Source organism: Arenimonas soli (assembly GCF_014643775.1).
Taxonomy (GTDB): domain Bacteria; phylum Pseudomonadota; class Gammaproteobacteria; order Xanthomonadales; family Xanthomonadaceae; genus Arenimonas; species Arenimonas soli.
Genome location: NZ_BMKC01000001.1, coordinates 426,812 through 441,183 on the forward strand (window position 1 = coordinate 426,812; position 14,372 = coordinate 441,183).

Consider the following 14,372-nt stretch of genomic DNA (forward strand, 5'->3'; position numbering starts at 1 on the left):
CCATGATCAACATCACGCTCCCCGACGGCAGCCGCCGTCCGTTCGAAAACCCCGTCACGGTCGCCGACGTCGCCGCCTCCATCGGCCCCGGCCTGGCCAAGGCCGCCCTGGGCGGCAAGGTCGACGGCAAGCTGGTGGACGCCAGCTTCCTGATCGAAAACGACGCCGCGCTCGAAATCGTCACCGACAAGCATCCAGACGCCCTGGACGTGCTGCGCCACTCCACGGCCCACCTGCTGGCCCAGGCCGTGCAGCGCCTGTTCCCGGGCGCCCAGGTCACCATCGGCCCGACGATCGACAACGGCTTTTATTACGACTTCGCCTACGAGCGCCCGTTCACGCCCGAAGACCTGCCGGCCATCGAGGCCGAGATGCAAAAGATCGTGAAGGAAGCCCTGCCGGTCATCCGCAGCGTCAAGACGCGCGACGAGGCCGTGGCTTTCTTCAAGGGCATGGGCGAGCACTACAAGGCCGAGATCATCGAATCGATCCCGGCCAATGAAGACCTGTCGCTGTATTCGCAGGGCGAGTTCACCGACCTGTGCCGCGGCCCGCACGTGCCGGGCACCGACAAGCTGCGCGCGTTCAAGCTGATGAAGGTGGCCGGCGCTTACTGGCGCGGCGACCACAACAACCAGATGCTCAGCCGCATCTACGGCACCGCCTGGCTCAACGACAAGGACCTCAAGGCCTACCTGCACCAGCTCGAGGAAGCCGAAAAGCGCGACCACCGCCGCATCGCCAAGCAGCTGGGCCTGTTCCACATCCAGGAAGAAGCCCCGGGCCTGGTGTTCTGGCATCCCAAGGGCTGGGCGCTGTGGCAGGTGGTGGAGCAGTACATGCGCCGCGTCTACCGCAGCTCGGGCTACGACGAAGTGCGCTGCCCGCAGATCCTGGACGTGTCCCTGTGGAAGAAGTCCGGCCACTGGGACAACTACAAGGAAAACATGTTCTTCACCGAGTCGGAGAAGCGCACGTACGCGCTGAAGCCGATGAACTGCCCGGGCCACGTGCAGGTCTTCAACCAGGGCCTGCACAGCTACCGCGACCTGCCAATCCGATACGGCGAGTTCGGCGCCTGCCACCGCAACGAGCCCTCGGGCGCGCTGCACGGCATCCTGCGCGTGCGCGGCTTCACCCAGGACGACGGCCACGTGTTCTGCACCGAAGACCAGGTCGAGGCCGAGGTCACCGCCTTCCACCGGCAGGCGCTGCGGGTCTACGCCGACTTCGGCTTCTCCGACGTGCAGATCAAGATCGCCCTGCGCCCGGACAACCGGCTGGGCGACGACGCCACCTGGGACAAGGCCGAGGCCGCCCTGCGCGCCGCCCTGTCGTCCTGCGGGGTCGCCTGGGAAGAACTGCCGGGCGAGGGCGCCTTCTACGGCCCCAAGATCGAATACCACCTCAAGGACGCCATCGGCCGGACCTGGCAGCTGGGCACCATGCAGGTCGATTTCATGATGCCGGCCCGCCTGGGCGCCGAATACGTGGACGAGGCCAGCCAGCGCCGGCACCCGGTCATGCTGCACCGCGCCATCGTCGGCTCCATGGAGCGTTTCATCGGCATCCTGGTCGAAAACCACGCCGGCGCCTTCCCGGCCTGGCTGGCCCCGGTGCAGGCCGTGGTGCTCAACATCACCGATGCCCAGGCCGATTGGGTCGAGTCGGTCCGGAAAACCCTTGCGAATCAAGGCGTCAGGGTCCAGGCCGATTTGCGGAACGAGAAGATCGGCTATAAAATCCGCGAGCACACGCTTCAGAAGATCCCCTACCTGCTGGTGGTTGGAGACCGCGAGAAGGAAAATGGGATGATCGCGGTGCGCACGCGTTCGGGGGAAGATCTGGGGACCATGAAGGTCGAAGACTTCCTGGCGCGCCTGCATGAAGAGAGTGGCCCGGTCGCCTGAAGGCGACCGGTACTGGAACCCAATAGGAATCAAGCGAATCAACAGCTCAGCCCACGATAAGCGAAACCGCAAGAACCTCGAGATCCGCGTCCCGCGTGTCCGCGTGATCGGATTGGACGGCGAAATGGTCGGCGTGCTCACGCGCGACGAAGCCATTGCGCTGGCCGAGGAATCCGGCGTCGACCTGGTGGAAATCCAGCCGACCGCCGAACCGCCGGTCTGCCGCATCATGGATTTCGGCAAGTACATGTTCGACCTGCAGAAGAAGGCGAACGCGGCCAAGAAGAAGCAGAAGATCGTCGAGATCAAGGAACTCAAGTTCCGCCCGACCACCGACGACGGCGACTACAACATCAAGCTGCGCAACCTCCGCCGGTTCCTGGAGGAAGGCGACAAGGTCAAGGTCAACATCCGCTTCAAGGGCCGCGAAATGGCCCACCAGGAGCTGGGCCTTGAAATGGCCAAGCGCATCGAGGCCGACCTGGGCGAAGACGTGGTCGTCGAGCAGCGCCCCCGCCTCGAGGGCCGCCAGATGATCATGATGGTCGCGCCCAAGAAGAAATAAGCCGGGCGCTACCCAAGTCCCTGCTTTTGTTGCATAATTCGCGGCTCGCCGGGTTCCCGGCGGGTCCCCGGTGCGGCATCCGGGCCCGGTTCATCGGGCGAAGCCGTCATGGACCTGTCCTTGGTTTCGTTTGGAATCAAGGACTTACAAGCCGGCACGGGCAGGACGGAAAGTGTGGCGCAAGCCACCGCCCAGGCCAGTAATCAAATATCCCAAAGGGACTTCCCATGGCCAAGACCAAGATCAAGACCAATCGGGCGGCCGCCAAGCGCTTCCGGAAGACTGCTTCCGGCAAGTTCAAGGCTGGCCACGCCAACCGTAGCCACATCCTCACCAAGAAGAGCACCAAGCGTAAGCGCAATCTCCGCCAGACGAACCACGTCCGCGCCGAAGATTCCGGTCGCCTGATGCGCCAGCTGCCCTATCTCTGAGGAGGACTGAACCATGGCACGAGTCAAGCGTGGTGTAACGGCGCGCCGCCGTCACAAGAAAATCATCAAGCTCGCGAAGGGTTATTACAACGCCCGTCGCAAGGTCTTCCGCGTCGCCAAGCAGGCCGTCACCAAGGCCCAGCAGTACGCGTACATCGGCCGCAAGCAGAAGAAGCGCCAGTTCCGCAGCCTGTGGATCGTGCGCATCAACGCCGCGGCCCGCATGCACGGCCTGAGCTACAGCCGCTTCATGAATGGGCTGCTCAAGGCGAACGTCACCCTGGACCGCAAGGCCCTGGCCGACATCGCCATCCACGATCCCGCCGCGTTTGGCGCGATCGCCGAGCAGGCCAAGCGCGCTCTCGCGGCGTAAGGCCAATGCCTGCGGCGGCATGCCGCGCGCAGGCAGCACCAAGGTGGGGAAGGGCGAGAGTCCTTCCCCATTTTGTTTTCTGGACCGGGAAGAACCTCGCGCATGCCTGACATCCAAGACCTGACCCGATCGGCCCTGGCCGAAGTCGCCGCCGCCGGCAGCCTCGAGGCGCTCGACGCCCTGCGGGTGTCCCTGCTGGGCAAGAGTGGCTCGATCACCGGCCAGCTCAAGCAGCTGGGGGCCCTGGCCCCCGAAGAACGCAAGGCCGCCGGCGAAGCCGTCAACCGCGCCAAGGAAGCCGTGGCCGGCGCCATCGCCGAACGTAAGTCGGTGCTGGAAGAAGCCGCCCTGGCGGCGCGACTGGCCAGCGAGCGCATCGACGTGAGCCTGCCGGGACGCGGCGCCGCCGTCGGCAACCTGCACCCGGTCTCGCGCACGCTCGAGCGCATCACCGACATCTTCGCGCGCCTGGGCTACCAGCTGGCCGACGGCCCGGAGATCGAGGACGACGAGCACAACTTCGAGGCCCTGAACTTCCCGCCGCATCATCCGGCGCGGGCCATGCACGACACCTTCTATTTCCCGCCCGATGCAAAGGGCGAAGCCCGCCTGCTGCGCACCCACACCTCGGGCGTGCAGGTGCGTTTCATGAAGCAGGCCGTGGCCGACGGCAGCGGCCCGCCGCTGCGCATGATCGCCGCCGGCAAGGTCTATCGCAGCGACTCCGACCAGACCCACACGCCGATGTTCCACCAGGTCGAAGGCCTGCTGGTGGACGAAACGTCCAGCTTCGCCGACCTCAAGGGCACCCTGGCCGAGTTCGTGCGCGCCTTCTTCGAACGCGACTTCGAGATGCGCTTCCGGCCCAGCTATTTCCCCTTCACCGAACCGTCCGCGGAAGTTGACATCGCCTGGCAGCAGCCCGACGGCAGCACCCGCCTGCGCGCCTGCGGCATCGACCCGGAAAAATACACCGGCTTCGCCTTCGGCCTGGGCGTCGAACGTTTCGCCATGCTGCGCTACGGGGTCAACGACCTGCGCAGCTTCTTCGAAAATGACGGCCGTTTCCTGAGGCAGTTCGCATGAAATTCCCCGAAAGCTGGCTGCGCGAACACGTCGCCACCACCGCCTCGCGCGACGAACTGTCGGCGCGCCTGACCGCCATCGGCCTGGAAGTGGAAGACCTGCAGCCCCTGGGCGAAGGCCTGGACGGCGTGGTGGTGGCTGAAATCCTGTCCTGCGAAAAACACCCCGAAGCCGACCGCCTGCAGGTCTGCCAGGTCGCCACCGGCGCCGGCACCGTGCAGATCGTCTGCGGCGCGCCCAACGCCCGCGCCGGCCTCAAGGCCCCGCTGGCCCAGGTCGGCGCCAGCCTGCCCGGGGGCCTGGCCATCAAGGCCGCGAAGCTGCGCGGCGTCGAGTCCATGGGCATGCTGTGTTCGGCGAAGGAACTGGGCGTCGACGCCGACGCCTCGGGCCTGATGGAGCTGCCGGCCGACGCGCCGGTGGGCCAGCCCATCGCCGCGCTGCTGGGCCTGCCGGACGCCTGCTTCGAACTCAAGCTCACGCCCAACCGCGCCGACTGCTTCAGCGTGCGCGGCATCGCCTTCGACGTGGCCGCCGCGATGGGTGCGCAGGTCACGCCGATGCAGATCCCCGAAGCCGACATCGGCCACCAGGCCGCGCTCGACGTGGTGCTCGACGCCGGCGCCGACTGCCCGCGTTACTGCGGACGCATCATCGACGGCGTGGACGCCCGCGCGCGTTCGCCGCTGTGGCTGACCGAACGCCTCAAGCGCGCCGGCCTGCGCCCGATCAGCCCGCTGGTGGACATCACCAACTACGTGATGCTCGAACTTGGCCAGCCGATGCACGCCTTCGACGCCGGCACCCTGTCCGGCCCGGTCGGCGTGCGCCGCGCGCGCAAGGGTGAATCCCTGAAGCTGCTCGACGAACGCGAGGCCGCGCTCGACGAAGGCTTCCTGGCCATCACAGACAACGGCCGCCCGGTGGCGCTGGCCGGCGTGATGGGCGGCTGGGACACCCGCGTCACCGACGCCACCACCCGCGTCTTCCTGGAAAGCGCCCACTTCGCGCCGTCGGCCATCATCGGCCGCGCCCGCAGGCTGGGCATGCACACCGATGCCTCGCACCGCTTCGAACGCGGCGTCGATCCGGAGCTGCCGCGCCTGGCGCTCGAGCGCGCCACCGCCCTGGTGCTGGAGATCATGGGCGGCCAGGCCGGTCCGGTCAGCGAAGCCGCGCTGCCCGAACACCTGCCGCGCCCGGAAGCCGTGGCCCTGCGCCGCGACCGCCTGCGCCGCGTGCTGGGCCTGGCCGTTCCCGACGGCGACGTCGAACGCATCCTGCGCGCCCTGGGCATGCAGGTCGCCGCCACCGCCGACGGCTGGTCGGTGACGCCACCGACCCGCCGCTTCGACATCGCCATCGAAGAGGACCTGGTCGAGGAAGTCGCCCGCATCCACGGCTACGAAAACATCCCGACCAGCACGCCCACCGGCGAAGTACGCCTGGTGTCGCCCAGCGAAACAAAGGTCGCCGACGGCGTGCTGCGCCGCCAGCTGACCGGCCGCGACTTCCTGGAAGCGATCAACTACGCCTTCGTCGATGCCGGCCTGCTGGCCACCTGGCAGCAGCAGGACCGCGCGGTGGCCCTGGCCAACCCGCTTTCGGCCGACCTGGGCGTGATGCGCACGGCGCTGCTGCCCGGCCTGGTTTCGGCCCTGGCCCGCAACCAGTCCCGCCAGCAGTCGCGCGTGCGGCTGTTCGAGCTGGGCAAGGTCTTCCACCAGTCGCCCGAAGGCGGCGCCCCGGTCGAAACCCCGCGCATCGCCGCGGTGGCCTGCGGTCCGCAGTCGGCCGAGCAGTGGGCGTTGCAGGACCGGGAGGTGGACTTCTACGACCTCAAGGCCGAGGTCGAGGCCCTGCTGGCCCTGGCCGGCACCGAAGGCGAGTTCCGCCCGGACGACAGCGGCGACAGTCCTTGGGGCCACCCGGGCCGCAGCGCCTCGGTCTGGCGCGACGGCCGGCGCATCGGCTGGCTGGGCCACCTGCACCCCCGCCTGGCCCGGGCCCTGGACCTGGACGGCGAGGTCGTGGGCTTCGAACTGGACCTGGCACCGCTGGCGGCCCGGGCCGTGCCGCGGGCCGGGGAGGTTTCACGCTACCCGTCCGTCCGCCGGGACATCGCGCTCGTCGTCCCGGAAACCACCCCCTTCTCGGCCCTGCGGGCCAGCCTGCAGGCCGCCCTGGGCGCGATGCTGCGGGATGTGGTGCTGTTCGACCGCTACGTCGGCCCAGGCCTAGAGTCGGGGTCAAAGAGTCTGGCTATGGGCTTGATTCTGCAGGACGTTTCACGCACCCTAACTGACCGCGACGCCGACCAGGCCGTCGCCACCGCCCTCGAGGCGCTGGCCAAGGACTGCGGTGCGCGGTTGCGGTCATGATGTTCGCCGGCAACGGCGGGTTACAGGGGATGTTATGGCACTGACCAAGGCCGAAATGGCAGAGCGACTGTTCGAGGAGGTTGGCTTGAACAAGCGCGAGGCCAAGGAATTCGTGGACTCCTTCTTCGATGCGTTGCGGGAGGCGCTGGAGCGTGGGCAGCAGGTCAAGCTGTCGGGCTTTGGCAACTTCGACCTGCGCCAGAAGAACCAGCGTCCCGGCCGCAACCCCAAGACCGGCGAGGAGATCCCCATCTCCGCCCGCACCGTCGTGACCTTCCGTCCGGGCCAGAAGCTGAAGGAGCGCGTGGAAGCCTATGCTGGATCCAGGCAGTAACCGGGAACTCCCGCCGATCCCGGCGAAGCGCTACTTCACCATTGGTGAGGTCAGCGAGCTCTGCGACGTCAAGCCGCACGTGCTGCGCTACTGGGAAACCGAATTCGGCAGCCTCAAGCCGGTCAAGCGCCGCGGCAACCGCCGCTATTACCAGCGACACGACGTGCTGATGATCCGCCAGATCCGCGGCCTGCTGTACGAAGAGGGCTACACCATCTCCGGTGCCCGCCAGCGCCTGGAAGGCGAGACCGGGCGCATGGAAAACTCCATGACCGCCCAGGTGGTCAAGCAGGTCCGGATGGAGCTCGAGGAAGTCCTGAACCTGCTCAAGCGGTAACAAGATTCTCGCCCGACGGCGCTCCTACAAGAGCCCGGCTTCGCGTATAATCGCCAGCCCGGCCTCGGCCGGGACCACACGAATCGGGGCGTAGCGCAGCCTGGTAGCGCACTAGCATGGGGTGCTAGGGGTCGTGAGTTCGAATCTCACCGTCCCGACCAATTCGTGGCAAGGCCGCCCGACTCCCCACGGGCCGGCGAAAGCAGACCCGCCGAAAGGCGGGTTTTTGCTTTCCGGTGCAGCACGACGGCCACGGCTGCTACCGCCAGCGAACCCATCAGCAGCCACATCGTCGGTCCCGGTCCCTGCGGCTCGAACAGCAGCGTCGGGGCATTGCCCAGCGCGTGCACGCCGACCACGACGAACAGGTTGCGGGTGGCGGCGTAAAGCAGCACGAACACCAGGCCGATCAGGAACAAGCCCAGTACCGCCATCGCGATCTCCGACGGCGCGGCGCCGCGGTAGGCCAGGATCGGCACGTGCATCAGCCCGAACAGCGCCTGCGACAGCAGCGCCGCCACCAGCGCGCCGCGCCTTCCGCCGCCCAGCCGCGCCTTCAGCTGGGGCCACAGGTAGCCACGGAACACGGTTTCTTCCATCAGCGCGGTGCCCAGCAGCTGCGCCAGCAGCGGGCCGAGGGCAAACCCCAGTCCCTTGGCCCAGGCGCCGTGCGCCACCAGCGGCGCGTCTGCAAGCTGGGCGCCAAGCAGCGTGCCGCCCTGCACCAGCAGCCACAGCAGGGCGGTCAGCAGCAGGGCCGGCGGCAGGTCACGGGCCCGCCAGCCCAGGGCGGCCAGGGACTGGTGGCCGGGCCAGCGCAGGATCGCCAGCTGCACCAGGCCGATCGAACCCGAGGCCAGCAGCGTGATGGACAGCCAGCCGCCGGTGGCCGCCTGCAAATCCGCCAACGGCTGCATCGGAAACGCCGGCGACACGAACCACAGCATCGCCAGCACCGTCCAGGCGGCGAGCCAGGCGAAGGCCGGGGCAGGGGAAATCAGGGCAGTGCGCGGCGCCATGGCGTGGACATCGGTTTTGGTGAACGCAGGATTCCACGCGCCGCCGGGCCCCGCCTGTCCCGCCGGTCATCGGGACTTGCGGCAGGGTCGGGTGAAGGGTGACGCAGTCGCCGGCCACCGGGGTCCCCGGCACGTTAGGATGCGGGCAGGAGGTGCGGATGACGAGCAGGCAGGTGTTGTCGATGCAATCGGGTTCGTGGCGGTCGTGGTTGCTGCATCCGCTGCTGCTGCTGCTCTGGCTGGGCAGTTTCCTGCTGGCCGCCGCGCTTGAACACGCCCCGCATGCCAGCCTCTGGTTCCCGCCGGCGGCGGTCACTTTCACCGGCTTGTACTGCATGGGCTGGCGGGCGGTGCCGGCGATCTTCGTCGCCTGCGTGCTGGGCACCTACCTGACCGAAGTCTCCAACCAGGGCGATGTGCGCCTGGGTGTGCTGGCTTCGTCCAGCCTGGTGTTCGCATTGATCCACACCGGGGCCTACGCCCTGCCGGCGATGATGCTGCGCCGCCTGGCGCCATTGGCGCTGACGGAACTGACCCTGCGGGCGGTTTCGCAATTCCTGCTGCTCGGCGCGCTGGGTGCGCTGCTGGCTGCCGTATTGGGCGTGCTGGGGCTGAGCCAGACCGAGCTGCTTGAAGCCCCGGACATCTTCGAACTGGCCTCGGCCTGGTGGATCGGGGATTACGCGGCCCTGGTGACCCTGGCGCCCTTCCTCGCCCTGCTGCTGCGGCACACAGGCGCCCCCGGCGACGTGAAGCGATTTCCGCCCTTTGAGTGGGGCCCGTGGCGCCTGCGCAGGTCCGCGGTCGGGAAGTTGGCGCTGCTGTTCGCGGTGACCCTGGCGATCCTGCTCAGCTACCTTGAACTCTCCAACAGCCGGGCCCTGCTGGTCATGCTGGTGCTGCCGGTGGTGCTGCAGCTGTGGGTGGTGCACACCGAAAACCTCGCCAGCGCGCAACTGGGGCTGCTGGGCTTCAGCCTGCTGACGGTGGGCGCGGCGGCGGCGGTCAACGTCGGTGAAGACGCGCTGATCCTGCAGTTCGCGGCGATCAGCCTGGCCGCCAACTCCTACCTCAGCCTGGCCGCGCCGGCGCTCTACGCGGCCAACAAGCGGCTTCGGGACCAGGTCAGCCATGACGGCCTGACCGGGGCGCTGAGCCGGGCCCGCTTCGAGGACCGGGCCGCGGTGGAACTGGCCGACGGCCTGCGTGCAGGTCGGCCAACGTCGATCATCATGCTCGACGTGGATGGCCTCAAGGAGCTCAACGACACCCATGGCCACGCCGGGGGCGACGCCGCCCTGCGCGAGCTGGTGGTTCGCTGCAAGGCCTGCCTCGGCCAGGAGGAATTCATCGGACGCCTCAGTGGCGACGAGTTCGCCATCTTCCTGCCTGGGTCCGACGAGGTGACGGCTACGGGAGTCGTCCGGGCGATCAGGGAACAGCTGGAAAAAGGCCCGGTGCAGTCCCTGGGCCGCGGTGTGTCCGCGAGCTTCGGCATCGCCGTGGCGGACGGGGGTTCACCCTCGCTGTCCCAGCTGCTGCAGGCCGCGGACCAGGCCATGTATGCCGAAAAACGGGCGCGCCGGCGCGCGACCTGAGTCGCAGGCCATCGCGGCTCGCTTCAGTTGGTTTTCGCCTTCGGCCCGCACCCGGACTCACCGCCGGGGCCGGTCTCGACCAGGGCCAGCAGGGCGGCCGGTGGCGCGATGGCATAGAGTGCGGCCGCCGCGGCGCCGCGCAGCAGCAGCGGCCCGCCCTGCGGCCGGATGCTGGGGTCGAGCAGCGGGCCGCTGAGCTGCAGGGGCGAGCGCAGGCTGAAGGGACTGAAGTCCTTTGGCCTTGGCCGCAGCACGATATCGAGCTGCTCCTCGCCCAGGTCCACCGTGCCTTCGCCCAGCACCAGGGTGTCCGACGTGTCGAAACCCAGGGCGCGCGACGTCATCAGGCCGTTTTTCACCGCGAAATCGGCGTAACCGCAGTGCACCGGCACTTCCTTGTCCTTGCCCAGCTTGAACTTGATCATCTCGGCGATGTCCAGGCCGACCAGTTCCATGATGTAGTTGCTGATGCGGCCCGGGCCCATGGCCAGCCCGGCCTCGCCGTCGGCCGTGGCCAGGAAGCCGGCGACCGAATCGCCGCTGCCGTGCAGGCGCACGTGGCCACCGAGGGAGCCCTGGCTTTGCGCCGCTTCGGCATCGGGCAGCATGCGTGGAAGCTGCAGGCCGCGCGCCTTCATGTCGATCTGTGCCCGCATCGGATCCTGGCGTGCGTCCAGGCGCACCGAGCCGTCGAAGTGGCCGCCGGCGAAGCCAAAGTCCAGCGGATCCAGGTGCAGGTCGCCGTTTTCCAGCACCAGGCGGGCGTCCAGGGACTCAAAGGGCAGGGGTGGCGCAGTCAGCCGCTGCGCGACCAGGCTGACCCGTGCATCCATGGAGCGCAGCTTTTCGGTGTCGTAGACGCTGGTCGGGAAGAGCCGGCCGTCCTGCGGGTCCGCCGCCTGGGGTTTGCCACCGATGAAACCGGCCAGGTCGTCGAGGTCGAGCTTGCGCGACTTGAGGTCCGCCACCAGCAGCGTGCGTTCGCGGCCGGTGTCCACGCTGACTTCGCCGGCCAGGTCGGAATTGCCGACGGTGCCGGTGACGCCGCGGTAGTGCCAGGTGCTGTCGGTGCGGCCCAGGCGCCCGGTGAGGTCGTAGGCGGCGGTCTCCGGGATGGCCAGTCCCAGCAGCGGATAGAGTTCGGCCATGTCGGCACCGGCGATCGCGAAGTCGAGTTCGAAATCCTGCAGCTGCAGCACCGAGCGCAGGCCACCGGACGCGCGCGCGCGGGTGGCGCCGGCTTCGGCGGAGAGGTCGATCCAATAGCGCTGGTCGGGGTCGGTATCGACCAGGTGCAGCGGAGAACCGATGCGGCCTTCGATTGCGAAGGGGTTTTCGCGGTAGGTGCCACCGCCTTCCACCAGCAGCGGCGGCAGGCGGCCGGCGGCGGTGGGTTCGCCGCTTTGCACGGTCACGGCCAGGTCGGTGCGGCGCTGTTCCTCGAGCAGGCGGAACCGACCCTGTTCAACCCAGAGCGCGCCGATGTCGGGGAACCGGCGCGGCAGGGGTTCGGTGACCGGCTCGTCGCTGAAACGCCAGTTCGCGCGCAGTCCGGCGTCGCGCTCGAGGTTGAGCACGGGCTGGTCGAGGTGGACCGAAACAATCGCCACCTGGCCCAGGAACAGGCGCCAGGGCACCCACTGGACTTCGACGTGGCGGGCTTCGAACAGCGAAGGCTGGCTTGCCCAGTCGGCGTTGCCGAGGCGAACGTCGCGGCCGGCGACGGTTTGCCGGACCACGCCGGGCGACACCGAAAGGCCGCCGATGCTGAACTCGCGGCCCGTGCTGGCGCGCACCTGGTGTTCGATCAGCGCCTTGGCGATGGGGTTGCCGGCCAGCAGCACGAACAGCACGACAAGCCCGACCAGCAGCAGGCCGCGTGCGTGCGGGACCTCGGTGCGCGTGACTCCGGAAGCGGCGGATCGGTCGGCCATGGCCACAGCATAGGCTTGGCAAACCGACCCGCAGCCGAACGGCGCGGGCGCCGTTCAGGTTCGGGAAACCGGCGCGATCAGCTGTCGAACAACGCCTCGTCCAGGGCCAGCAGGTTGCCGGCGCCGCTGCGCATCGCCGCGGCATGGGTCTGGGTGCGCGGCAGGATGCGGGCGAAGTAGAAGCGGGCGGTCTCGCGCTTGGCCTTCTTGAAGCCGTCGCCGTGGCTGCCGGCTTCGGCCGCCACCACCGCGCGCGCCCACCAGTAGGCCAGGGCGACGTAGCCGGAGTAGAACAGGTAGTCCACCGACGCGGCGCCGACTTCATCGGCGTTGGCCATGGCCTTCTTGCCCACTTCCATGGTCAGCTCGCCCCACTGCTTGGCGATCTCCGCCAGCGGCAGCACGAACTCGGTCAGTGATTCGTCGGCGGCGTGTTCGGTGCAGAACTCCTGGATCATCTTCATGAACATCTGCAGGCCGGCGCCCTGCAGCTGCATGGTCTTGCGGCCCAGCAGGTCGAGCGCCTGGATGCCGGTGGTGCCTTCGTAGATGGTGGTGATGCGGGCGTCGCGCGCCAGCTGTTCCATGCCCCATTCGCGCACGTAGCCGTGGCCGCCGAAACACTGCAGCGCGTGGTTGGTGCACTCGATGCCCCACTCGGTGAGCATGCCCTTGACGATCGGCGTCAGGAAACCCAGCAGCGTGTCGGCCTGCTTGCGTTCCTCGGCGTCGGTGGACTGTTCGATGACGTCCACCAGGGTGGCGGCGTGCAGCGCCAGCAGGCGGCCGCCTTCGCCCAGCGCCTTGCAGGTAAGCAGCATGCGGCGGATGTCGGCGTGCACGATCAGCGGGTCGGCGGGCTTGTCCGGATTCTTGGCGCCCGACAGCGAACGACCCTGCAGGCGGTCGCGCGAATACGCCAGCGCGTTCTGGTAGCTGCGGTCGATCAGGGCCAGGCCCTGCAGGCCCACGGCCAGGCGCGCGGTGTTCATCATGGTGAACATCGCATTGAGGCCCTTGTTCGGCTGGCCGATCAGGTAGCCCTGGGCGCCGTCGAAGTTCATCACGCAGGTGGACGAGCCATGGATGCCCATCTTGTGTTCGATCGATCCGCAGCGCACCGCATTGCGTTCGCCGACGCTGCCGTCGCGCGCGGTGCGCTGCTTGGGCACGATGAACAGCGAGATGCCCTTGGTGCCCGCGGGGGCGTCGGGCAGGCGCGCCAGCACCAGGTGGATGATGTTGTCGGTGAAGTCGTGTTCGCCGCCGGTGATGAAGATCTTGGTGCCGGTGATGGCGTGGCTGCCGTCTTCCTGCGGTTCGGCCTTGGTCTTGAGCAGGCCCAGGTCGGAGCCGCAGTGCGGTTCGGTCAGGCACATCGTGCCGGTCCACCGGCCCGAGATGATGGGCTTGAGGAAAACCTCCTGCTGCCATTGTTCGCCGTGGTGCTTCAGGGCCTCGGTGGCGCCGTGCGAAAGCAGCGGGTAGTTGCCCCAGCTCAGGCAGGCGGCGTCGATCATTTCCTTGAGCGCCGCGCCGAAACTTTCCGGCAGCGCCTGGCCGCCGAACTTTTCCGGCGCGGTCAGCGCGGTCCAGCCGCCCTCGACGAACTTCGCGTAGGCCTCCTTGTAGCCCGGCGGCGTGGCCACCTCGCCGGTGGCCTTGTCGAAGGTGCAGCCATGTTCGTCGCCGACGGCGTTGAGCGGCGCGAGCACGGTTTCGTTGAAGCGCGCGGCTTCGTCCATGACGGCGTCGAGCAGGTCGCGCTGGCCGTTTTCGATGCCCAGCCTTGCGTACAGCTTGTCGGCGCCGATGACGTCATAGAGCGCGAACTTCATGTCGCGCACGGGAGCGGTGTAGCGGTTCATGGGTCGGTTCCTTGGAGGTCAGCGGAGCACGCCTTCGAGCCCGGGGACCGGGTCGAGGCGGCTGGGATATTCAATGTCGTCGTTGGTGCCCGGGTCGCTGCTGGCCAGGCGGCCGGACAGCAGGTAGGCGACGCTGCGGCGGTTGGCCAGGGCCTGCACGACGGCGTCGCGGGCGCCCGGGCCGGGCGTGAAGACCTGTTCCACCAGCTCGGCCGATCCCGGGCCCACGGTCACGCCGGGATCGAAGTCGAAACGCGTGGCCTCCTGCCCGCCGACGGTGAAGCCGGCCTGCAGCCGCGAGAAGCGCATCGGCACGGTGCTGAAGTTGCGGATGCGCAGGCTCAGGCGCCACGTGCCGTCGTCCTGGACCCGCAGCTCCTGCACGCTGGCCTGGGGCGGGTAGACCCGCTTGGGCGGGCCGCCGGCGCAGGCGGCCAGCAGGGCGATCAGGACCAGGAGAAGGGCGGCAACAGTGACTCTGCGCATGGCGGGCGGGCTCCGGAAAACAACCCCCGGAGCATACCAGCCCGTACGTT

13 protein-coding genes and 1 tRNA gene are annotated in these 14,372 nt (G+C 68.3%); 10 read left to right on the top strand and 4 right to left on the bottom strand.

Annotated features, from left to right (window positions below; translation table 11 throughout):
• Window positions 1–2: 2 nt before the first annotated feature.
• The 9 genes from thrS to IEX13_RS01990 all read left to right on the top strand — a co-directional run bounded on the left by thrS (window position 3) and on the right by IEX13_RS01990 (window position 7,578).
• Complete coding sequence (gene thrS / locus IEX13_RS01950) at window positions 3–1,910, top strand: threonine--tRNA ligase (RefSeq protein ID WP_188660619.1); 1,908 nt, start codon at window positions 3–5, stop codon at window positions 1,908–1,910.
• Between the two features lie 37 nt (window positions 1,911–1,947).
• Window positions 1,948–2,475, top strand: coding sequence for a translation initiation factor IF-3 (gene infC / locus IEX13_RS01955; protein ID WP_425489072.1), 528 nt, complete (start codon window positions 1,948–1,950; stop codon window positions 2,473–2,475).
• A 227-nt stretch (window positions 2,476–2,702) separates the two neighbouring features.
• Window positions 2,703–2,906 carry a 50S ribosomal protein L35 gene (gene rpmI, locus IEX13_RS01960; RefSeq protein ID WP_188660626.1) on the top strand — a complete coding sequence of 68 codons (204 nt, stop codon included), beginning with the start codon at window positions 2,703–2,705 and terminating at the stop codon, window positions 2,904–2,906.
• A 13-nt stretch (window positions 2,907–2,919) separates the two neighbouring features.
• Window positions 2,920–3,279: a 50S ribosomal protein L20 gene (gene rplT / locus IEX13_RS01965; protein WP_034222876.1), complete on the top strand. Its 360-nt coding sequence runs from the start codon at window positions 2,920–2,922 to the stop codon at window positions 3,277–3,279.
• A gap of 102 nt (window positions 3,280–3,381) precedes the next feature.
• A complete protein-coding gene (gene pheS, locus IEX13_RS01970; protein ID WP_188660628.1) occupies window positions 3,382–4,365 on the top strand; it encodes a phenylalanine--tRNA ligase subunit alpha in 984 nt (327 codons plus the stop codon).
• Window positions 4,362–6,746 (top strand): phenylalanine--tRNA ligase subunit beta, encoded by a 2,385-nt coding sequence (pheT, locus tag IEX13_RS01975; RefSeq protein WP_188660631.1) that lies wholly within the window; start codon window positions 4,362–4,364, stop codon window positions 6,744–6,746. Before pheS ends, pheT begins: the two co-directional genes overlap by 4 nt.
• Window positions 6,747–6,780: 34 nt before the next feature.
• Window positions 6,781–7,080, top strand: coding sequence for an integration host factor subunit alpha (locus IEX13_RS01980; protein WP_034222882.1), 300 nt, complete (start codon window positions 6,781–6,783; stop codon window positions 7,078–7,080).
• Entirely contained in the window at window positions 7,061–7,417 is a 357-nt protein-coding gene (locus IEX13_RS01985) for a MerR family transcriptional regulator (RefSeq protein WP_188660633.1), read from the top strand. The genes IEX13_RS01980 and IEX13_RS01985 overlap by 20 nt, the downstream gene beginning before the upstream one ends.
• 84 nt (window positions 7,418–7,501) lie before the next feature.
• Window positions 7,502–7,578 (top strand) — tRNA-Pro (locus IEX13_RS01990).
• On the opposite strand, the gene IEX13_RS01995 is transcribed toward IEX13_RS01990, so the two are convergent.
• Window positions 7,564–8,436, bottom strand: a complete 873-nt coding sequence (locus IEX13_RS01995; protein ID WP_188660636.1) for a CPBP family intramembrane glutamic endopeptidase — start codon at window positions 8,434–8,436, stop codon at window positions 7,564–7,566. The two genes, IEX13_RS01990 and IEX13_RS01995, sit on opposite strands and share 15 nt — an antisense overlap.
• A 158-nt stretch (window positions 8,437–8,594) precedes the next feature.
• Here IEX13_RS01995 and IEX13_RS02000 point away from each other — a divergent pair, with 158 nt between their 5' ends.
• Window positions 8,595–10,034 (top strand): sensor domain-containing diguanylate cyclase, encoded by a 1,440-nt coding sequence (locus IEX13_RS02000; protein ID WP_188660640.1) that lies wholly within the window; start codon window positions 8,595–8,597, stop codon window positions 10,032–10,034.
• Window positions 10,035–10,057: 23 nt separating this feature from the next.
• Here the strand turns inward: IEX13_RS02000 and IEX13_RS02005 are convergent, their stop codons facing one another.
• The 3 genes from IEX13_RS02005 to IEX13_RS02015 form a co-directional block, all read right to left on the bottom strand.
• Window positions 10,058–11,968: an AsmA family protein gene (locus IEX13_RS02005; protein ID WP_188660642.1), complete on the bottom strand. Its 1,911-nt coding sequence runs from the start codon at window positions 11,966–11,968 to the stop codon at window positions 10,058–10,060.
• A 77-nt stretch (window positions 11,969–12,045) separates the two neighbouring features.
• Complete coding sequence (locus IEX13_RS02010; protein WP_188660645.1) at window positions 12,046–13,836, bottom strand: acyl-CoA dehydrogenase C-terminal domain-containing protein; 1,791 nt, start codon at window positions 13,834–13,836, stop codon at window positions 12,046–12,048.
• Between the two features lie 18 nt (window positions 13,837–13,854).
• Window positions 13,855–14,322: a hypothetical protein gene (locus tag IEX13_RS02015; protein WP_188660648.1), complete on the bottom strand. Its 468-nt coding sequence runs from the start codon at window positions 14,320–14,322 to the stop codon at window positions 13,855–13,857.
• Between the last annotated feature and the right edge of the window lie 50 nt (window positions 14,323–14,372).